This window comes from Pseudomonas fakonensis, from assembly GCF_019139895.1.
Lineage (GTDB): Bacteria > Pseudomonadota > Gammaproteobacteria > Pseudomonadales > Pseudomonadaceae > Aquipseudomonas > Aquipseudomonas fakonensis.
This window is the reverse complement of the sequence record NZ_CP077076.1, coordinates 109,354-129,578: the sequence shown is the minus strand read 5'-3', so window position 1 is coordinate 129,578 and position 20,225 is coordinate 109,354. Positions and strand designations below refer to the sequence as shown.

General features: G+C 60.1%; 12 protein-coding genes, 2 tRNA genes and 4 rRNA genes. 10 read left to right on the top strand and 8 right to left on the bottom strand.

The window, feature by feature from the left end; translation table 11 throughout:
- The first annotated feature begins 2 nt into the window (after positions 1 to 2).
- Together KSS94_RS00610 and KSS94_RS00605 are read left to right on the top strand one after the other, a co-directional pair.
- Positions 3 to 3,434: an amino acid adenylation domain-containing protein gene (locus tag KSS94_RS00610; protein ID WP_217841189.1), complete on the top strand. Its 3,432-nt coding sequence runs from the start codon at positions 3 to 5 to the stop codon at positions 3,432 to 3,434.
- 30 nt (positions 3,435 to 3,464) lie between these two features.
- On the top strand, positions 3,465 to 3,932 hold the full coding sequence (locus KSS94_RS00605) for an SRPBCC family protein (RefSeq protein WP_217841188.1): 468 nt from the start codon (positions 3,465 to 3,467) through the stop codon (positions 3,930 to 3,932).
- Between the two features lie 228 nt (positions 3,933 to 4,160).
- On the opposite strand, the gene rrf (KSS94_RS00600) is transcribed toward KSS94_RS00605, so the two are convergent.
- The 8 genes from rrf (KSS94_RS00600) to KSS94_RS00565 all read right to left on the bottom strand — a co-directional run bounded on the left by rrf (KSS94_RS00600) (position 4,161) and on the right by KSS94_RS00565 (position 12,561).
- Positions 4,161 to 4,276 (bottom strand): 5S ribosomal RNA (gene rrf / locus KSS94_RS00600).
- Between the two features lie 108 nt (positions 4,277 to 4,384).
- Positions 4,385 to 4,500: ribosomal RNA gene (gene rrf, locus KSS94_RS00595) — 5S ribosomal RNA — on the bottom strand.
- 134 nt (positions 4,501 to 4,634) lie between these two features.
- Positions 4,635 to 7,527 (bottom strand): 23S ribosomal RNA (locus tag KSS94_RS00590).
- Positions 7,528 to 7,772: 245 nt separating this feature from the next.
- Positions 7,773 to 7,848 (bottom strand) — tRNA-Ala (locus tag KSS94_RS00585).
- Positions 7,849 to 7,874: 26 nt separating this feature from the next.
- A tRNA-Ile gene (locus tag KSS94_RS00580) sits at positions 7,875 to 7,951 on the bottom strand.
- An 86-nt stretch (positions 7,952 to 8,037) separates the two neighbouring features.
- A 16S ribosomal RNA gene (locus KSS94_RS00575) occupies positions 8,038 to 9,574 on the bottom strand.
- Together the 16S, 23S and 5S rRNA genes with 2 tRNA genes alongside form the textbook arrangement of a ribosomal RNA operon.
- A 569-nt stretch (positions 9,575 to 10,143) precedes the next feature.
- A complete protein-coding gene (locus tag KSS94_RS00570) occupies positions 10,144 to 11,364 on the bottom strand; it encodes a CaiB/BaiF CoA transferase family protein (protein WP_217841187.1) in 1,221 nt (406 codons plus the stop codon).
- Between the two features lie 15 nt (positions 11,365 to 11,379).
- Entirely contained in the window at positions 11,380 to 12,561 is a 1,182-nt protein-coding gene (locus KSS94_RS00565) for an acyl-CoA dehydrogenase (RefSeq protein WP_217841186.1), read from the bottom strand.
- Between the two features lie 163 nt (positions 12,562 to 12,724).
- On the opposite strand from KSS94_RS00565, the gene KSS94_RS00560 reads away from it, so the two are divergent.
- From KSS94_RS00560 to KSS94_RS00525, 8 genes are all read left to right on the top strand, one after another.
- On the top strand, positions 12,725 to 13,624 hold the full coding sequence (locus KSS94_RS00560) for a LysR family transcriptional regulator (protein WP_217841185.1): 900 nt from the start codon (positions 12,725 to 12,727) through the stop codon (positions 13,622 to 13,624).
- A gap of 438 nt (positions 13,625 to 14,062) precedes the next feature.
- Positions 14,063 to 15,184: a Re/Si-specific NAD(P)(+) transhydrogenase subunit alpha gene (locus KSS94_RS00555; RefSeq protein ID WP_217841184.1), complete on the top strand. Its 1,122-nt coding sequence runs from the start codon at positions 14,063 to 14,065 to the stop codon at positions 15,182 to 15,184.
- 11 nt (positions 15,185 to 15,195) lie between these two features.
- Positions 15,196 to 15,510: an NAD(P) transhydrogenase subunit alpha part 2 gene (locus KSS94_RS00550; RefSeq protein WP_008097413.1), complete on the top strand. Its 315-nt coding sequence runs from the start codon at positions 15,196 to 15,198 to the stop codon at positions 15,508 to 15,510.
- Positions 15,511 to 15,512: 2 nt separating this feature from the next.
- A complete protein-coding gene (locus tag KSS94_RS00545) occupies positions 15,513 to 16,949 on the top strand; it encodes an NAD(P)(+) transhydrogenase (Re/Si-specific) subunit beta (protein WP_217841183.1) in 1,437 nt (478 codons plus the stop codon).
- A gap of 185 nt (positions 16,950 to 17,134) precedes the next feature.
- Positions 17,135 to 18,628 (top strand): succinyl-CoA:acetate CoA-transferase ScpC, encoded by a 1,494-nt coding sequence (gene scpC / locus KSS94_RS00540; RefSeq protein ID WP_217841182.1) that lies wholly within the window; start codon positions 17,135 to 17,137, stop codon positions 18,626 to 18,628.
- A 387-nt stretch (positions 18,629 to 19,015) separates the two neighbouring features.
- The gene (locus tag KSS94_RS00535; RefSeq protein ID WP_217841181.1) at positions 19,016 to 19,231 is read left to right on the top strand and encodes a DUF1127 domain-containing protein; all 216 of its coding nucleotides are present in this window, start codon (positions 19,016 to 19,018) and stop codon (positions 19,229 to 19,231) included.
- 298 nt (positions 19,232 to 19,529) lie between these two features.
- Complete coding sequence (locus KSS94_RS00530; protein ID WP_217841180.1) at positions 19,530 to 19,847, top strand: DUF2388 domain-containing protein; 318 nt, start codon at positions 19,530 to 19,532, stop codon at positions 19,845 to 19,847.
- Between the two features lie 87 nt (positions 19,848 to 19,934).
- A complete protein-coding gene (locus KSS94_RS00525; protein WP_217841179.1) occupies positions 19,935 to 20,225 on the top strand; it encodes a DUF2388 domain-containing protein in 291 nt (96 codons plus the stop codon).

Genomic DNA, 20,225 nt, shown 5'->3' with positions numbered 1-20,225 from the left:
TCATGAGACGCCTCGACATACTCCTGGCGGGCACCAGCCCCGCCCTGGCGGAACTGGCCTGCCAGCTCGACGCCCAAGGCCACGGCGCGGTCACGGCTGGCAGCGCGCAGGCCCTGCGCGAGCAGTTGGCCAACGCCCCCGACCTGGTGGTGGAAGACGGCAGCCTGGCCCTGGCCAGCGGCGACTGGCAGCCCTTGGGGGCCACGCCGCTGCTGCGCCTGCGCCTGGGCGCAAGCTTCGCCGAAACCTTGCCGCACCTGGAAACCCTGTGCTGGTGTGGCAGTGCCAGCGCGCAACGGTTGATCGAACGCCAACGGGTAGCGACACCGGCTTCGGGCAATGGCCGGCAGTTGCGTGAGGATGCCCTGCAGGCACTGGGCGACCTGCTGGCGCTGCAGGTCAACCGCTTTGCCCGCAACCCGCAGTACCTGCACGAAGCGCCGGCGGTCAGCCCCGGCATGCATGAGCGCGAGCACGGCCTGGACTGGCTGGAGGCCCTGGCCTACCGCCACCCGTTCAACCGCACGCTGCGCGCCGACCTGCTGGAGCAGGCCGAAGGCGGGCTGATCGAGCGGCTGGAGCAGAGCCTACGGCGCAATGCCGGGCGCCCGGCGCTTAACCGCCAGGGCCTGCGTGAAAGTTATGCACAGCTGCACGCGCGCACGGTGGGCATTCAGCGGGCTCTGCTGCCACTGTTGCCTGCCGAGGGTGCGCAGCCACCGGTGGTGGCGGTGTGCATGGCCAAGTCAGCCGAGCTTTACGCCAGCTTGTTAGCGGTCATCGGGTGTGCGGCCATCTACCTGCCGTTGGACCCGGCTACGCCGGTGCAGCGCCGCCAGCGCATCCTCGCGGATGCCGGTGCCTGCGTGCTGCTGCATGACGGGCAGGCGCCTGTGGATATCTTCGGCTTGGATGTGCGTGATATCGCGCTGGCGGAGGATGCTCCGCTGCCGAGCCTGGCCGTGCGTGAGGCAACGCCCGGGCGGGCCTGCGTGGCGATCTACACCTCGGGTACCACCGGGCTGCCCAAGGGGGTGTTGCTCAGCCAGCGCAACCTGACGCATTTCATGGCCTGGTACCGCGAGCATGTGGCGCTGGATGCCGGCTGCCGGGTGCTGCAGTTCTCCACCATCGGCTTTGATGCTTCGCTGCTGGATATTCTGCCGACCTTCGCCTGCGGGGCCGAACTGGTGCTGCCCGATGAGGACCAGCGCCGCGACCCGCAGGCGTTGCTGGGGCTTATCCACAGCCAGGAAGTCAGCCATGCCTTCCTGCCACCGGCGCTGTTGAGCATTTTGCCCCGCGATGCGCACCTGGGGCTGCGGCACCTGATCACCGGCGGCGATGTGTGCGAGCCGGAGGTGATCGCCCGGCTGGCCGGGCAGTGCCACTTGCACAACATCTACGGGCCGACCGAAACCACGGTGCTGGCCACCACCCGGGTGTTCGCTGCCGGGGATGGCAACCGCAACCTCGGGCGGCCGATCGCCAACACGCAAGTGTTGATTCTCGACGAGCAATTTCAGCCTGTAGCCGAACAGACACCAGGGGAGCTGTATATCGCCGGGCCCGGCGTCGGGCTGGGTTACCTGAACAATGCGCAATTGAGCGCAGAACGCTTTGTCGAGCTGGGCCTGCCGGAGGGGCGCTCGCTGCGCGCTTACCGCACGGGCGACATCGGCAAGTGGACAGCGCAAGGTATCGAGTTGTGCGGGCGGCGGGATAACCAGGTGAAGATCCGTGGCTACCGTGTGGAGCCCGAGGAGATCGAGCACTGCCTGCGCGACAGCCGCCTGTTCGGCCAGGTGGCGGTGGTGATCGATGGGCAGCGCCGGGTGCTGGCGTTTCTCGCCCAGCCTGAGGGAGAGGAAGCTGAAGTACGGCTGCGTGAACATGCCGAACGTGCCCTGCCCGACTACATGCGCCCGGCGTTCTACCAGGTGCTGGAGCAGATGCCCTACACCGCCAATGGCAAGGTGGACCGCCAGGCGCTGCTGCTGCGCCCGTTGGCGCTGCCTGCGAACGAGCGCTTGGAACCGGGTACTGCGACTGAACAACAGTTGCTCGGCCTGTGGAGCGAGCTGCTGGAGCTGGCGGAGGCGGATATTTCAGCCGACGACAGCTTCTTCAACCTGGGTGGGCATTCGATCCTGCTGTCGCGGCTGCTGCTGGAGGTGCGCGAGCGCTTCGGCCGGGGCGTGGCGATCAACCGCTTTATCGAGCTGCCGACACTGCAGCGCCTGGGGGCGTTGCTCGATGGCGAGCAGGGGCAACAACAGGAGGTGCTGGCGGGGCTGGAGGAGGATGCCAAGCGCGAACTGGGGCTGCAGGTGCTGCCAGTGGAGCGCCTGGGTGATGTGCACAAGGTGATCGTCACCGGGGCCAACAGCTTCCTCGGTGTGCACCTGGTGGAGGCGCTGCTGGACTGGGGCGCCACCGAGGTGGCCTGCCTTGTGCGCAGTGGCGGCGGGCAAAGCGCCGACGAACGTTTTGCCCAGGCGCTGGCTGACAACCAGGTGCAACTGGACCTGGCCCGTGTGCGGGTGTTCGAGGCCGACTTGCGCAAGCCACGGCTGGGGCTGAGCCAGGCCGACTACGACTATCTGGATACCGGCTACGGCGCGCTGCTGCACAACGCTGCGCAGGTGAACCATGTACTCGACTACCAAGTGCTGGCGGCGGACAACATCGAACCGTTGTTCGAGTGCCTTCGGCTGTGCGAGGGGCGGCGCAAGAAGATCTTCAACTTCGTCTCCACGCTGTCGGCCTGCAGCGCCGTGGACAGCAGCGGCCGGGTGCTGGAGGAAGACCCGGCCGAGACGCCGCCGATCTACATCCGCAATGGCTACAACCTGAGCAAGTGGGTGGGCGAGCGGATCTTGCAGCGGGCGCGTGCACAGGGGGTGTGGGTCAACCTGTTCCGCCCCGGCAACATCACCTTCGACAGCCGCACCGGGGCCTGCCAACCGCAGCGCAACCGCTTGATGCTGATGCTCAAGGGGTCGCTGCAACTGGGCCAGGTGCCGGGGCTGGAGATCGACTTCGACCTGATGCCGGTGGACTTCCTGGCGCGCTTCATCGCCTTCCACAGTAGCCGTCACCAGGCCGGGCAATGCGTGTTCAACCTGCACAACCCGGAGCCGCTGCGTTGGCGCGATTACCTGGCGTCATTCCACGAACAGGGCCATGCCTTCGAACTGGTGAGCGTCGAGCAGTGGCAGCAGCAGTTGCGTCGGGTTGACCGTGACAACGCGCTGTATGACGTCCTGGGCTTCTACCTGGACGGTTTCGAAGAAGACATCGGGGATATCTCCGGCATCGCCCACGACAACGCCCGTGCCGGCGTGCAGCGCATGGGCAGCCATTACCCGAGCAAGAGCCCGGAGCTGTTGCGCCGCGGCTGCCGCTACCTGGCCGACATCGGCTTTATCTGATCGTTTTTTAAACAACAGGAGTAACACGACATGCAAGCACTCAAGCCCGATACCCTGATCCGCAACCCGCAAGGCTGCCTGGTGGTGTCCAGCGTGGAAATTACCGCCCCTGCAGCCAGCGTATGGAACATCGTCGGCAACTTTGCCGGCTTCCCGGTGTTCATCCCGGCACTGGCGCATATCGACATGACCGGTAGCGGTGTGCGCTCGGTGCGCAAGAAACTGTTCAAGGATGGCAACGTGGTGATCGAGCAGCTCAATTCGCGCGATGACCAGGCCATGAACATGACCTGGAGCCTGATCTACACCAGCCTGAATATCGGCAACCTGTGGGCGGCGATGGAGGTGGTCGCGATCGATGGCCAGCGCAGCCGTGCGACCTGGACCATCCAGGCCGAGCCTTGGGAAGGTGGCCCGGAGGCGCTGCCGGGCTTCCAGGCTTTCCTGCAGGGGTTTGCCGATGAGGCGATGGGGAATGTGAAGAACCTGCTGAGCTGACAGGGCTGAGCTGTATTGAAAGGCCGCCCCCGTTGGGGGCGGTCTTTTTTTGTGCCTGTTTGGGCCCTATCGCCGGTCAAGCCGGCTCCTACAGGGGGCGCGGCAGTACAGTGACCACGCTTCTCTGCAGGAGCCGGCTTGCCGGCGATGAAGCCGGCGCAGACATTTCACATACGCCAGAAAGACAAAACCCCTGACCGCATGGCGATCAGGGGTTTCGGAATTGAATCTTGACGATGACCTACTCTCACATGGGGAAACCCCACACTACCATCGGCGATGCATCGTTTCACTGCTGAGTTCGGGATGGGATCAGGTGGTTCCAATGCTCTATGGTCGTCAAGAAATTCTGTGTGCCGGACCGTCAAGGGACGTGCCAGCGAATCTCTGTACTCTCTACTTAAAGACAAAACCCCTACCTGCATGCGCAGATAGGGGTTTTGCGAAATGAATCTTGACGATGACCTACTCTCACATGGGGAAACCCCACACTACCATCGGCGATGCATCGTTTCACTGCTGAGTTCGGGATGGGATCAGGTGGTTCCAATGCTCTATGGTCGTCAAGAAATTCGGTAGCCAGTCCGTTCAGATGAACAGCCCAGCGAATTCGGATATGCGATATTTGTGATGCTACGAATCTTCGGGTCTTTCGTCTTCACCACCACAATTCGGCTTACGCACAAATTGCTTGGGTGTTATATGGTCAAGCCTCACGGGCAATTAGTATTGGTTAGCTCAACGCCTCACAGCGCTTACACACCCAACCTATCAACGTCGTAGTCTTCGACGGCCCTTTAGGGGATTCAAGATCCCAGTGAGATCTCATCTTGAGGCAAGTTTCCCGCTTAGATGCTTTCAGCGGTTATCTCTTCCGAACATAGCTACCCGGCAATGCCACTGGCGTGACAACCGGAACACCAGAGGTTCGTCCACTCCGGTCCTCTCGTACTAGGAGCAGCCCCTCTCAAATCTCAAACGTCCACGGCAGATAGGGACCGAACTGTCTCACGACGTTCTAAACCCAGCTCGCGTACCACTTTAAATGGCGAACAGCCATACCCTTGGGACCGGCTTCAGCCCCAGGATGTGATGAGCCGACATCGAGGTGCCAAACACCGCCGTCGATATGAACTCTTGGGCGGTATCAGCCTGTTATCCCCGGAGTACCTTTTATCCGTTGAGCGATGGCCCTTCCATACAGAACCACCGGATCACTAAGACCTACTTTCGTACCTGCTCGACGTGTGTGTCTCGCAGTCAAGCGCGCTTTTGCCTTTATACTCTACGACCGATTTCCGACCGGTCTGAGCGCACCTTCGTACTCCTCCGTTACTCTTTGGGAGGAGACCGCCCCAGTCAAACTACCCACCATACACTGTCCTCGATCCGGATAACGGACCTGAGTTAGAACCTCAAGGTTGCCAGGGTGGTATTTCAAGGATGGCTCCATGAGAACTGGCGTCCCCACTTCAAAGCCTCCCACCTATCCTACACAAGCAAGCTCAAAGTCCAGTGCAAAGCTATAGTAAAGGTTCACGGGGTCTTTCCGTCTAGCCGCGGATACACTGCATCTTCACAGCGATTTCAATTTCACTGAGTCTCGGGTGGAGACAGCGCCGCCATCGTTACGCCATTCGTGCAGGTCGGAACTTACCCGACAAGGAATTTCGCTACCTTAGGACCGTTATAGTTACGGCCGCCGTTTACCGGGGCTTCGATCAAGAGCTTCGCTTGCGCTAACCCCATCAATTAACCTTCCGGCACCGGGCAGGCGTCACACCCTATACGTCCACTTTCGTGTTTGCAGAGTGCTGTGTTTTTAATAAACAGTCGCAGCGGCCTGGTATCTTCGACCGGCATGGGCTTACGGAGCAAGTCCTTCACCCTCGCCGGCGCACCTTCTCCCGAAGTTACGGTGCCATTTTGCCTAGTTCCTTCACCCGAGTTCTCTCAAGCGCCTTGGTATTCTCTACCTAACCACCTGTGTCGGTTTGGGGTACGGTTCCCAGTTATCTGAAGCTTAGGAGCTTTTCTTGGAAGCATGGCATCAACCACTTCGCGCTCTAATGAGCACTCGTCATCAGCTCTCGGCCTTGAAATCCCGGATTTGCCTAAGATTTCAGCCTACCACCTTAAACTTGGACAACCAACGCCAAGCTGGCCTAGCCTTCTCCGTCCCTCCATCGCAATAACTGGAAGTACAGGAATATTAACCTGTTTTCCATCGACTACGCTTTTCAGCCTCGCCTTAGGGACCGACTAACCCTGCGTCGATTAACGTTGCGCAGGAAACCTTGGTCTTTCGGCGTGCGAGTTTTTCACTCGCATTGTCGTTACTCATGTCAGCATTCGCACTTCTGATACCTCCAGCAAGCTTCTCAACTCACCTTCACAGGCTTACAGAACGCTCCTCTACCGCATCACCAAAGGTGATACCCGTAGCTTCGGTGCATGGTTTGAGCCCCGTTACATCTTCCGCGCAGGCCGACTCGACTAGTGAGCTATTACGCTTTCTTTAAAGGGTGGCTGCTTCTAAGCCAACCTCCTAGCTGTCTAAGCCTTCCCACATCGTTTCCCACTTAACCATGACTTTGGGACCTTAGCTGACGGTCTGGGTTGTTTCCCTTTTCACGACGGACGTTAGCACCCGCCGTGTGTCTCCCATGCTCGGCACTTGTAGGTATTCGGAGTTTGCATCGGTTTGGTAAGTCGGGATGACCCCCTAGCCGAAACAGTGCTCTACCCCCTACAGTGATACATGAGGCGCTACCTAAATAGCTTTCGAGGAGAACCAGCTATCTCCGAGCTTGATTAGCCTTTCACTCCGATCCACAGGTCATCCGCTAACTTTTCAACGGTAGTCGGTTCGGTCCTCCAGTCAGTGTTACCTAACCTTCAACCTGCCCATGGATAGATCGCCCGGTTTCGGGTCTATACCCAGCGACTAAAGCGCCCTATTAAGACTCGCTTTCGCTACGCCTCCCCTATTCGGTTAAGCTCGCCACTGAATATAAGTCGCTGACCCATTATACAAAAGGTACGCAGTCACCTAACAAAGTAGGCTCCCACTGCTTGTACGCATACGGTTTCAGGTTCTATTTCACTCCCCTCTCCGGGGTTCTTTTCGCCTTTCCCTCACGGTACTGGTTCACTATCGGTCAGTCAGTAGTATTTAGCCTTGGAGGATGGTCCCCCCATGTTCAGACAAAGTTTCTCGTGCTCCGTCCTACTCGATTTCACTGGCAAGAGATTTTCGTGTACGGGGCTATCACCCACTATGGCCGCACTTTCCAGAGCGTTCCACTAATCTCAAACCAGCTTAAGGGCTGGTCCCCGTTCGCTCGCCACTACTAAGGGAATCTCGGTTGATTTCTTTTCCTCAGGGTACTTAGATGTTTCAGTTCCCCTGGTTCGCCTCTTGCACCTATGTATTCAGTACAAGATACTCAGCTTATGCTGAGTGGGTTCCCCCATTCAGAGATCTCTGGATCACAGTCTGTTTGCCGACTCCCCAAAGCTTATCGCAGGCTACCACGTCTTTCATCGCCTCTGACTGCCAAGGCATCCACCGTATGCGCTTCTTCACTTGACCATATAACCCCAAGCAATCTGGTTATACTGTGAAGACGACATTCGCCGAAAATTCGTACGTTGCTCTTTCGAGCAGAACTCACAAATTTTACCTTAGCCTGATACACCAGCAGTGAAACTGGTAATCAGTCTATTTCTATCACATATCCGAATTTTTAAAGAACGATCTGACAAAAGCCAGAAATCAACATTCACACCGGAATGTTCATTTCTAAGTTCTGAACAGTGCTGCGAAACCTGAAAGAGTGGTGGAGCCAAGCGGGATCGAACCGCTGACCTCCTGCGTGCAAGGCAGGCGCTCTCCCAGCTGAGCTATGGCCCCGTATAACCTAGGCCGCACCAAGTAATTGGTAGGTCTGGGCAGATTTGAACTGCCGACCTCACCCTTATCAGGGGTGCGCTCTAACCAACTGAGCTACAGACCTATAACAGGGTCGCGTTACAGCATCGTCTTTACACAATGAATCAAGCAATTCGTGTGGGAGCTCATCAGCAGGCTGATGTCTTCGATTAAGGAGGTGATCCAGCCGCAGGTTCCCCTACGGCTACCTTGTTACGACTTCACCCCAGTCATGAATCACACCGTGGTAACCGTCCTCCCGAAGGTTAGACTAGCTACTTCTGGTGCAACCCACTCCCATGGTGTGACGGGCGGTGTGTACAAGGCCCGGGAACGTATTCACCGCGACATTCTGATTCGCGATTACTAGCGATTCCGACTTCACGCAGTCGAGTTGCAGACTGCGATCCGGACTACGATCGGTTTTGTGAGATTAGCTCCACCTCGCGGCTTGGCAACCCTCTGTACCGACCATTGTAGCACGTGTGTAGCCCAGGCCGTAAGGGCCATGATGACTTGACGTCATCCCCACCTTCCTCCGGTTTGTCACCGGCAGTCTCCTTAGAGTGCCCACCATAACGTGCTGGTAACTAAGGACAAGGGTTGCGCTCGTTACGGGACTTAACCCAACATCTCACGACACGAGCTGACGACAGCCATGCAGCACCTGTGTCAGAGTTCCCGAAGGCACCAATCCATCTCTGGAAAGTTCTCTGCATGTCAAGGCCTGGTAAGGTTCTTCGCGTTGCTTCGAATTAAACCACATGCTCCACCGCTTGTGCGGGCCCCCGTCAATTCATTTGAGTTTTAACCTTGCGGCCGTACTCCCCAGGCGGTCAACTTAATGCGTTAGCTGCGCCACTAAAATCTCAAGGATTCCAACGGCTAGTTGACATCGTTTACGGCGTGGACTACCAGGGTATCTAATCCTGTTTGCTCCCCACGCTTTCGCACCTCAGTGTCAGTATCAGTCCAGGTGGTCGCCTTCGCCACTGGTGTTCCTTCCTATATCTACGCATTTCACCGCTACACAGGAAATTCCACCACCCTCTACCATACTCTAGCTCGCCAGTTTTGGATGCAGTTCCCAGGTTGAGCCCGGGGCTTTCACATCCAACTTAACGAACCACCTACGCGCGCTTTACGCCCAGTAATTCCGATTAACGCTTGCACCCTCTGTATTACCGCGGCTGCTGGCACAGAGTTAGCCGGTGCTTATTCTGTCGGTAACGTCAAAACAGCAAGGTATTAACTTACTGCCCTTCCTCCCAACTTAAAGTGCTTTACAATCCGAAGACCTTCTTCACACACGCGGCATGGCTGGATCAGGCTTTCGCCCATTGTCCAATATTCCCCACTGCTGCCTCCCGTAGGAGTCTGGACCGTGTCTCAGTTCCAGTGTGACTGATCATCCTCTCAGACCAGTTACGGATCGTCGCCTAGGTGAGCCATTACCTCACCTACTAGCTAATCCGACCTAGGCTCATCTGATAGCGCAAGGCCCGAAGGTCCCCTGCTTTCTCCCGTAGGACGTATGCGGTATTAGCGTTCCTTTCGAAACGTTGTCCCCCACTACCAGGCAGATTCCTAGGCATTACTCACCCGTCCGCCGCTGAATCAAGGAGCAAGCTCCCGTCATCCGCTCGACTTGCATGTGTTAGGCCTGCCGCCAGCGTTCAATCTGAGCCATGATCAAACTCTTCAGTTCAATACTGCTTGGGTTTTTAAGAAACCCTAAACTTGGCTCAGCAATCTCAAATGACTATGTGATTTCTCGCATGGCCACTTGTGATGCTGATAATCTTGGCGACTATCAAACCGTACTCACAAGCACCCACACGAATTGCTTGATTCAATTTGTTAAAGAGCGTTTGGTTAAGAGCTTTTCGTCTCAACCGAGGCGCGCATTCTACGCTTTCCTCATTTCGTGTCAAGCGTTTATTTTGAAGTTTTTCCCGAGAAACTCGTTTAGCTTCAACCGCTTAACTCGCTGCGATCTCTCGTAGCGGGAGGCGAATCATACAGCGTTACAACCTGCTGTCAACCACCTTTTTCACCGCCTCGATCATTCGACCGTAGCACCTCCAGAACCTTCCGAATCGCTTAACTCGTTGATTATCAAGGAGTTTCGCGTTCCGTTGTCGCTGGAAGTGGGGCGCATTATAAGGGGATCTGAAACCCCGTCAACCCTTTATTTCAAATAATTGAAATATTTGGAGAGGAGGCCGAGAAAAGGCCGTCAGGGGCCTGGCCCCAGTACCTGTCTATATAGAAGCCTCAAACCACCCCAGCCTCGCGCAACCGCTGCACATCCCCAGCAGCCAACCCCAGCACATCCCTCAGCACCGCCTCGGTATGCTCCCCCAACAACGGCGGCGCCCGGCGATATTCCACCGGCGTGCCCGACAAGCGAATCGGGCTGGCCACCTGCGGCACGCTCCCAGCCAATGGATGGGCAATATCCAGCCTCAACCCACGCGCCAACACCTGCGGGTCCCGGAACATCTGCCCCAGGTCATTGATCGGCCCGCAAGGCACCCCCGCCTGCTCCAGCGCCGCCACCCACTCAGCCGTGGTCTTGAACACTGTCGCCTGACGAATCAACGGAATCAGCTCCGCGCGATGTGCCACCCGCTGCTTGTTAGTGGCGAACCGCGGATCATCCGCCCACTGCGGCTGCCCGGCCACCTCGGCAAACTTGCGGAACTGCCCGTCATTACCCACGGTAAGAATGAAATCGCCATCGGCGGTGGGGAAGTCCTGGTACGGCACAATATTAGGGTGCGCATTGCCCAAGCGGCGGGGAGGGGTGCCAGTGGTGAGGTAGTTCATCGCCTGGTTGGCCAGACACGCAACCTGCACATCCAAAAGCGCCATATCGATGTGCTGGCCGACACCTGATTGATCACGATGGGCGAGGGCGGCCAGAATCGCCACGGTGGAATACAGCCCAGTCAGAATGTCGGTCAGCGCCACCCCAACCTTCACTGGCCCCGCACCTTCCTCACCTTCCGGGCGACCGGTCAGGCTCATCAACCCGCCCAGCCCCTGGATCATGAAGTCGTAACCCGCACGCTTGGCATAAGGGCCGGTCTGGCCAAAGCCTGTGATGGAGCAATAGATAAGCCGAGGGCTCAACGCCTTCAGGCTTTCATAGTCCAGGCCATAAGCGGCCAGCCCACCGACCTTGAAGTTCTCGATGACGATATCCGACTTCGCCGCCAGCTCGCGCACCAGGCGCTGGCCTTCCGGCTGGGTGAAATCGATGGTCACCGACCGCTTGTTGCGATTGGCCGACAGGTAATAAGCCGCCTCGCTGGTGCTCTCACCGAAAGCGTCCTTGAGGAAGGGCGGCCCCCAGGCGCGGGTATCGTCACCCAAGCCAGGCCGCTCGACCTTGATCACATCCGCCCCAAGGTCGGCGAGAATCTGCCCGGCCCACGGGCCTGCCAGCACCCGGGAAAGATCCAGCACCCGCAGATGGGAAAGCGCGCCCATGGCCTGGCTCCTCTATTAATAGAACGCCTGAATACCAGTTTGCGCACGCCCCAGGATCAGCGCATGCACGTCATGGGTGCCTTCATAGGTGTTGACCACCTCAAGATTGACCAGGTGGCGAGCCACACCAAACTCGTCGGAGATGCCATTACCGCCGAGCATGTCGCGGGCCATGCGGGCGATATCCAGGGCCTTGCCGCAGGAGTTGCGCTTCATGATCGAAGTGATTTCCACCGCCGCAGTCCCTTCGTCCTTCATCCGCCCCAGGCGCAGGCAGCCCTGCAGGCCCAGAGTGATTTCGGTCTGCATGTCGGCCAGTTTCTTCTGGATCAATTGGTTGGCGGCCAACGGGCGGCCGAACTGCTGGCGGTCCAGGGTGTACTGGCGAGCGGTATGCCAGCAGGCTTCAGCGGCGCCCAGCGCACCCCAGGAGATGCCATAGCGAGCCGAGTTCAGGCAGGTGAACGGGCCTTTGAGGCCGCGCACATCCGGGAAGATGTTTTCTTCCGGCACAAACACGTTGTCCATGACGATTTCGCCAGTGATCGAGGCACGCAGCCCGACCTTGCCGTGAATCGCCGGGGCGCTCAGGCCTTCCCAGCCCTTTTCCAGCACGAAGCCGCGGATATCGCCGGCATCGTCCTTGGCCCAGACCACGAACACATCGGCGATCGGGCTGTTGGTGATCCACATCTTGGCGCCGCTCAGGCGGTAACCGCCGTCGACCTTGCGTGCCCGGGTGATCATCGAGCCCGGGTCGGAGCCGTGGTTGGGCTCGGTCAGGCCGAAGCAGCCGATCCACTCACCGCTGGCGAGCTTGGGCAGGTACTTCTGCTTCTGCGCCTCGGTACCGAACTCATTGATCGGCACCATCACCAGCGACGACTGCACGCTCATCATCGAGCGGTAGCCCGAGTCGATGCGCTCCACCTCACGGGCAATCAGGCCGTAGCACACATAGTTCAGGCCACTGCCGCCGTACTGCTCGGGGATGGTCGCCCCCAACAGGCCCACTTCGCCCATCTCGCGGAAAATCGCCGGGTCAGTCTGCTCGTGGCGGAAGGCCTCCAGCACGCGCGGGGCCAGCTTGTCCTGGGCGAAGCTGTAGGCGCTGTCACGCACCATGCGTTCTTCTTCGGTGAGCTGCTGGTCGAGCAGCAGCGGGTCGATCCAGTTGAAGCTTGCTTTACCGGCCATGTGCGGGTTCCTCGAATGCGGGGAAGGGGAATTTGCGTTGCATTGATCCTAGGCCCGAACCAACCATGCGACAAACGAGGATTGCGCACGCTTTAGTGATATTTTCTCACTTCGAAACGCACAGAATGCAGCTCCACCCCGTCTACAAGTGAGGTTAACGTACATGCGCCGCAAGATTCCCAGCACCACCGCACTGGTTTGTTTCGAAGCGGCCGCACGCCACGAGAGCTTCACCAAGGCCGCCCAGGAGCTGGCCCTGACCCAAGGCGCCGTCTGTCGGCAAATCGGTGGACTGGAAGCGTTTCTCAACGTCGAACTGTTCCGCCGCTCGCGCCGCGGCGTGAAGCTGACCGAGGCCGGCCTGTCCTACAGCCGCCAGGTGTCCGCGCAGCTGGACGCTGTGGAGCGCGACACCCTGTCGGTAATGCGCCAACAAGGCGCCAACGTGATCGAACTGGCGGTGGTGCCCACCTTCGGCACCCAGTGGTTGCTGCCCCGGCTCAAGGACTTCCAACAACGCCACCCCGAGGTCACGGTCAACCTCACCAACCGCACCCGGCCATTCCTGTTTGCCGATACCCCGTTCGACGCCGCCATTTACTTTGGCGACGCCGACTGGTCCGGCACCCAGGCCCACCGCCTGATGGGCGAGAACCCCATGCCGGTGTGCAGCCCGGCCTTGCTGGGCGGGCAGGGCAGCCTCGATGTGCTGCGCATCGCCGAGCTGCCGCTGCTGCAGCAGACCACCCGCCCTTACGCCTGGCGCCAGTGGTTCGACGGCCTGGGCATGAGCGTGGAACGCGACATGGCCGGCCCGCGCTACGAGCTGTTTTCCATGCTCGCCCAGGCAGCCATGCACGAGATGGGCATCGCGCTGATCCCGCCGTTCCTGATCCAGCGCGAGTTGCAGGAGGGCAGGTTGGTGGTCGCAAACAGGCATGCCCTGGCCAGCGACAAGGCCTACCATCTGATGATTCCGGAGCGAAAGGTGGAGTCCGCTTCACTGCGGGCGTTTCGCGACTGGTTGGTAGCCCAGGCCCGGCAGTACACCAGCACGCAATAAACGCAAAACAGCGAAACTGACCCCGTAGTCAATAATTTTGAACACCTACAGATATATGGATTTGTCGCATATCCGTAATCTGTTCCGTTGCCTGTGAAAACCCCCATCAACCCTAGTAAGCGCGCGGGTTTGCGGCTTATTTTGCGACATTCACCGAGCATTGGGCGAAAACCGGCAAAAATTTTTCAGAATTTCTCCTAACCTCCAGATAGCGCGTGCTTGAAGGGTTTGAACCCGTTCGTTGCGACATACGGTCACAGGGTGACTTGTAGTTTTAACTTCGTATCGCTCCAGAACCGGTTGAAGGCCTCCGGGTTCGTCTGCAAAATGCCTCCCCCGCCCGGGATCCGGCGGGGTCGTGCTCTACGACCGCCCAGCTGCGCCATACGAAGTGCGCTGGTTTCTACAAAGACAAAAGGTCACCGCAGGAGAAAAGTCGTGCACATTGGTGTTCCTCTCGAGACGCAGACCGGTGAGACAAGGGTCGCTGCGACCCCGGAAACCATCAAGAAACTGATCGGCCAAGGCCATCAAGTCACCGTGCAACGGGGCGCAGGGCTCAACGCCAGCATTCCCGATGCTGCCTATGAAGCTGCGGGCGCCACGTTGGGCGAAGCTGCCGATGCCTTTGGTGCGCAACTGGTGCTCAAGGTAGTCGCGCCCAATGACCAGGAGCTTGCGCTGATCAACAGCGGGAGCCTGCTGGCAGGCATGCTCAACCCGTTCAACAGCGAACTGATCGCCAAGATGGCCGAACGCGGCATCACCGCCTTCGCCCTGGAAGCTGCGCCACGCACCTCGCGGGCGCAGAGCCTCGACGTGCTGTCGTCCCAGGCCAACATCGCCGGCTACAAGGCCGTGTTGCTGGCCGCCCACCACTACCCGCGCTTCATGCCCATGCTGATGACCGCTGCCGGCACCGTGAAGGCCGCCCGCGTGCTTGTCCTCGGCGCCGGTGTGGCCGGCCTGCAGGCCATCGCCACGGCCAAGCGCCTGGGTGCGGTGATCGAGGCGTCCGACGTGCGCCCGGCAGTGAAGGAGCAGATCGAGTCGCTGGGGGCCAAGTTCATCGACGTGCCCTTTGAGACCGACGAAGAACGCGAGTGCGCCCAAGGCGTGGGCGGCTATGCCCGGCCAATGCCGGCCAGCTGGATGCAGCGCCAGGCCCAGGCCGTGCACGAGCGCGCCAAGCAGGCCGATATCGTTATCACCACGGCGTTGATCCCCGGGCGCAAGGCACCGACCCTGCTCAGCGCCGAGACCGTGGCGCAGATGAAACCCGGCTCGGTGGTCATTGACCTGGCTGCAGCCCAAGGCGGCAACTGCCCGCTGACCGTCGCCGACCAGGTGGTGCAGCACAACGGTGTGACCATCGCCGGCCCCACCAACCTGCCCGCGCAGGTGGGTGCCGATGCCTCGGCGCTGTACGCACGCAACCTGCTGGACTTCATGAAGCTGCTGTTCGACAAGGACGGCGCACTGGTCATCAACCTTGAAGACGACATCGTCGCCGCGTGCCTGATGTGCCGCGACGGCCAGGTCGTGCGCAAAAACGGCTGAGGAGCACGACAATGGAAGACATGCTGATTTCCCACGGCATCTACAACCTGATCATCTTCGTGCTGGCCATCTACGTGGGCTACCACGTGGTATGGAACGTCACCCCGGCCCTGCACACCCCGCTGATGGCCGTGACCAACGCCATTTCCGCCATCGTCATCGTCGGCGCCATGCTGGCCGCCGCGCTGACCGTGACCCCTGCCGGTAAAGTCATGGGCACCCTGGCCGTGGCTCTCGCTGCGGTGAACGTGTTCGGTGGCTTCCTGGTCACCCGCCGCATGCTGGAAATGTTCAAGAAGAAAACCAAGAACGAGGCGCAGAAGTAAACATGAGCATGAATCTGGTAACGCTTCTGTACCTGGTCGCCTCGGTTTGCTTCATCCAGGCGCTCAAGGGTTTGTCGCACCCGACCACCTCGCGGCGCGGCAACCTGTTCGGCATGATCGGCATGGGCATCGCCATTCTCACCACGGTTGGGCTCATCTATAAGCTCGGCGCAGAGCTGGCCACCGCCGGTATCGGCTACGTGCTGGTTGGCCTGCTGGTCGGCGGCACCGCCGGCTCGATCATGGCCAAGCGCGTCGAGATGACCAAGATGCCCGAGCTGGTCGCCTTCATGCACAGCATGATCGGCCTGGCAGCGGTGTTCATCGCAATCGCTGCCGTGCTGGAGCCGCAATCGATGGGCATCGTCACCACCATCAGCGACCCGATCCCCACCGGCAACCGCCTGGAGCTGTTCCTCGGCGCGGCCATCGGTGCCATTACCTTCTCAGGTTCCGTGATCGCCTTCGGCAAGCTGTCGGGCAAGTACAAGTTCCGCCTGTTCCAGGGCGCACCAGTACAGTTTGCCGGCCAGCACAAGCTGAACCTGATCCTGGGCCTGGCCACCATCGCCCTGGGTCTGCTGTTCACCTTCACCGGCCACTACAGCGCCTTCACCCTGATGCTGGCCCTGGCATTCATCATGGGCGTGCTGATCATCATCCCCATCGGCGGTGCCGACATGCCGGTGGTGGTGTCGATGCTCAACAGCTATTCGGGCTGGGCGGCGGCCGGTATCGGTTTTTCGCTGAACAACTCGATGCTGATCATCGCAGGCTCCCTGGTGGGCTCGTCCGGTGCCATCCTCTCGTACATCATGTGCAAGGCGATGAACCGCTCGTTCTTCAACGTGATCCTCGGCGGTTTCGGTGGCGATACCGACGCCGGCGCCGCACAGGGCTCGAAGGAGCAGCGCCCGGTGAAGTCCGGTTCGGCCGACGACGCCACCTTCCTGCTGAGCAACGCCGACAGCGTGATCATCGTCCCCGGCTACGGCCTGGCGGTGGCCCGTGCCCAGCACGCGCTCAAGGAGCTGACCGAAAAGCTGACCCACAACGGCGTGACCGTGAAGTACGCTATCCACCCGGTGGCGGGGCGCATGCCCGGGCACATGAACGTGCTGCTGGCCGAGGCCGAAGTGCCCTACGACCAGGTGTTCGAGATGGAAGACATCAACGCCGAGTTCGGCCAGGCCGACGTGGTGCTGGTGCTGGGCGCCAACGACGTGGTCAACCCGGCGGCGAAGAACGACCCGAAATCGCCGATTGCCGGCATGCCGATCCTCGAGGCGTTCAAGGCCAAGACCATCATCGTCAACAAGCGCTCCATGGCCAGCGGCTACGCGGGCCTGGACAACGAACTGTTCTACCTGGACAAGACCATGATGGTGTTCGGTGACGCCAAGAAGGTCATCGAAGACATGGTCAAGGCCGTCGAGTAAAGGCGCCTCTATATATAGAAGCGCATAAGGCCCCCGGGAGTTATTCCCGGGGGCCTTTGCATTTGCCTGATCCAGATCAACGGCTCTGTTTCGCGGCCTGGCATACGACCATGGTCGCGGGACGGCACTGGGCTAAATCTCTAGACTGCGCTCCCAGTAGCTTCAGTAGCCTGAGATAACAATCCATGTACCGTGATCGTATCCGCTTGTCCTCCCTGCACAGCAAGGTAATGAGTGCGGCTGATGCCGCTGGCCTGATTGAGGACGGCATGACCGTCGGCATGAGCGGTTTCACCCGCGCCGGCGAAGCCAAGGCGGTGCCCCACGCACTGGCCGAGCGCGCAAAACAATCGCCGCTGAAGATCAGCCTGATGACCGGCGCAAGCCTGGGCAACGACCTCGACAAACAGCTGACCGAGGCCGGCGTGCTGGCCCGGCGCATGCCGTTCCAGGTCGACAGCACCCTGCGCAAGGCCATCAACGACGGCCAGGTGATGTTCATCGACCAGCACCTGTCGGAAACCGTCGAGCAGCTGCGCAACAAGCAACTCACCCTGCCGGACATCGCGGTCATCGAAGCGGTGGCGATCACCGAACAGGGCCACATCGTGCCGACCACCTCCGTCGGTAACTCGGCCAGCTTCGCCATCTTCGCCAAGCAGGTCATCGTCGAGATCAACCTGTCGCACAACGCCAACCTCGAAGGCCTGCACGACATCTATATCCCGACCTACCGCCCGACCCGCACGCCGATCCCGCTGGTGAAAGTCGATGACCGTATCGGTAGCACCGCCATCCCGATCGACCCGGCCAAGATCGTCGGCATCGTCATCAGCGACCAGCCAGACTCGCCGTCCACCGTGCTGCCGCCGGACCACGAAACCCAGGGCATCGCCGACCACCTGATCGCCTTCCTCAAAGGTGAGGTGGACGCCGGGCGCATGAGCAACAACCTTGGCCCGCTGCAAGCCGGCATCGGCAGCATCGCCAACGCGGTGATGTGCGGCCTGATCGACTCGCCGTTCGAAGACCTGACCATGTACTCCGAAGTGCTGCAGGATTCGACCTTCGACCTGATCGACGCCGGCAAGCTGCGCTTTGCCTCGGGCAGCTCGATCACCCTGTCGAGCCGGCGCAACGCCGACGTGTTCGGCAACCTCGAGCGCTACAAAGACAAGCTGGTGCTGCGCCCGCAGGAAATCTCCAACCACCCTGAAGTGGTACGGCGCTTAGGCATCATCGGCATCAACACCGCGCTTGAGTTCGACATCTACGGCAACGTCAACTCTACCCACGTGTGCGGCACCCGCATGATGAACGGCATCGGCGGCTCGGGCGACTTCGCCCGCAACGCCCACCTGGCGATCTTCGTCACCAAGTCCATCGCCAAGGGCGGTGCGATTTCCAGCGTGGTGCCGATGGTCAGCCACGTCGACCACACCGAGCACGACGTCGACATCCTGGTCACCGAAGTGGGCCTGGCCGACCTGCGCGGCCTGGCGCCACGCGAGCGCGCCCGGGCGATCATCGACAACTGCGTGCACCCGGACTTCCGCGCCGCGCTGAACGATTACTTCGAGCGCGCCTGCCAACGCGGCGGCCACACCCCGCACATTCTGCGCGAAGCGCTGAGCTGGCACGAAAACCTGGAAGAAACCGGGCGCATGCTGGCCAGCTGATCCCGTTACACCTCGATAACCCAATCGCCGGCAAGCCGGCTCCTACAAGGACCACGCATCCCTGTAGGAGCCGGCTTGCCGGCGATTGCGCCCTGAACCACCACAACAGATTCAGCACCCGTACAACTGACAATCAAAAACTGTTCTACTGTACCGGTAAATTCCTACACCCCCGCGCCACTCATCCCACCCAGCACGCATTTTTGCACCATATAAGTGCAGACCAGTACAGTATCGCCAATTTCGGGTGCAACAGTCGCATTACACAGTTAACTGAGTGATCACATTACTGCTGAACTGTATCTACTGTTATGGACAACAGAGGAGGAAGATGGGCACCAGTTAAATCACTATCTAATCCCGCCATAAGCGGAAGGACGTCACATCATGGAACGTACCCTCAGTTCCGGTCTGGTCTTCGAAAGCAACGCCCAAGCCTCCAGCACTTCGCTGCCGCTGCGCGCCCTGTCCACCCTGCTGCTGTGGCAGCGCCGCATGGCCAGCCGCCGTCAACTGGCTCGCCTGGACGCCCGCCTGCTGGCCGACGCCGGTATCAGCGAGTCGCAGCGTTACGAAGAGCTCAGCAAGCCGTTCTGGCGCTAAGCTTCGGTAGCCGGCCCCGGCCGGCACCGCGAATTCTCAAGAACCCGTCGCAGGTGACTGCGACGGGTTTTTTGTTTGTGATGCCCGGTCCAGAGCGGTTTACAGCACATACATGTACAGTTTATTAATTATAGAAATCAACAAGTACAGTTGCGAAATGTAATGTTTGACGCTTCCGGGCAGGCGAACCGAGGCGTGTTACGCTTGTCCTACACGCCTGGCAGTAAAAGTACCGTGACGAGCCAAGCGAGCGTCCGATAACCCGAACACCCCCGACCCTGCACAGGAGTCCACCCCCATGCCCCGTTATCATCTGATTGGCGCCGCCTTGCTGCTGTCGCTCGCCGGTGCTGCCCAAGCCACCAGCTTCGTGGTCACCACCGACGCCGTGGTCCGTGCCGGCGCCGCCAGCACCGATGCCACCTCCGACGTGACCTCGTCGTTCCGTGACGACAAGATCGTCCAGGCCGCCCGCGACGACGCCGCCAGCTTCGTCGGCAGCGAAGGTGCCATCCGCGGCGCCTCGCTGGAGAGCGCGTTCCTGCACATCCGCCAGCAACTGCCCGCGCTGCAGGCCAGCGACGCGCAGTTGGCGCGCGCCATCCTGGTGCTCTAGCACGCCGCCTGTCACCCGGATTCACTGGCCCTGCCAGTGCATCCGGGGTAGCCTTCGCTGCCCGAAACCACTGCCCCCCGAGAGCCCATGCGTTACTTGCCCTTGCTGTTCGCCCTCGCCGGTGTGGGAAGCGCCCATGCCATGGATGTCACCACCCAAAGCCTCGTCGGTACCGGTTATGTCACCAGCCAAGTGACCACCGCGCCGTTCGATCGCAAGATCGTCGCCGCCGCCCGTGACGATGCCGCAGCTTTCGTTGCCACTGACGGCCTGATTCGCGGCGCCCGCCTGCAGGCGGCGCTGGTTTCGCTGCGCGAACAGCACAGCTGTCACTCTGTCGGCGACCTTGAACTGGCCGAGGCAATACTCGTCCAATGA

Bases quoted from the DNA above. Each gene is read 5' to 3' on its own strand.
- KSS94_RS00610 (WP_217841189.1), top strand. From the start codon at position 3: ATGAGACGCCTCGACATACTCCTGGCGGGCACCAGCCCCGCCCTGGCG.
- KSS94_RS00605 (WP_217841188.1), top strand. From the start codon at position 3,465: ATGCAAGCACTCAAGCCCGATACCCTGATCCGCAACCCGCAAGGCTGC.
- KSS94_RS00570 (WP_217841187.1), bottom strand. From the start codon at position 11,364: ATGGGCGCGCTTTCCCATCTGCGGGTGCTGGATCTTTCCCGGGTGCTG.
- KSS94_RS00565 (WP_217841186.1), bottom strand. From the start codon at position 12,561: ATGGCCGGTAAAGCAAGCTTCAACTGGATCGACCCGCTGCTGCTCGAC.
- KSS94_RS00560 (WP_217841185.1), top strand. From the start codon at position 12,725: ATGCGCCGCAAGATTCCCAGCACCACCGCACTGGTTTGTTTCGAAGCG.
- KSS94_RS00550 (WP_008097413.1), top strand. From the start codon at position 15,196: ATGGAAGACATGCTGATTTCCCACGGCATCTACAACCTGATCATCTTC.
- KSS94_RS00545 (WP_217841183.1), top strand. From the start codon at position 15,513: ATGAGCATGAATCTGGTAACGCTTCTGTACCTGGTCGCCTCGGTTTGC.
- scpC (WP_217841182.1), top strand. From the start codon at position 17,135: ATGTACCGTGATCGTATCCGCTTGTCCTCCCTGCACAGCAAGGTAATG.
- KSS94_RS00535 (WP_217841181.1), top strand. From the start codon at position 19,016: ATGGAACGTACCCTCAGTTCCGGTCTGGTCTTCGAAAGCAACGCCCAA.
- KSS94_RS00530 (WP_217841180.1), top strand. From the start codon at position 19,530: ATGCCCCGTTATCATCTGATTGGCGCCGCCTTGCTGCTGTCGCTCGCC.
- KSS94_RS00525 (WP_217841179.1), top strand. From the start codon at position 19,935: ATGCGTTACTTGCCCTTGCTGTTCGCCCTCGCCGGTGTGGGAAGCGCC.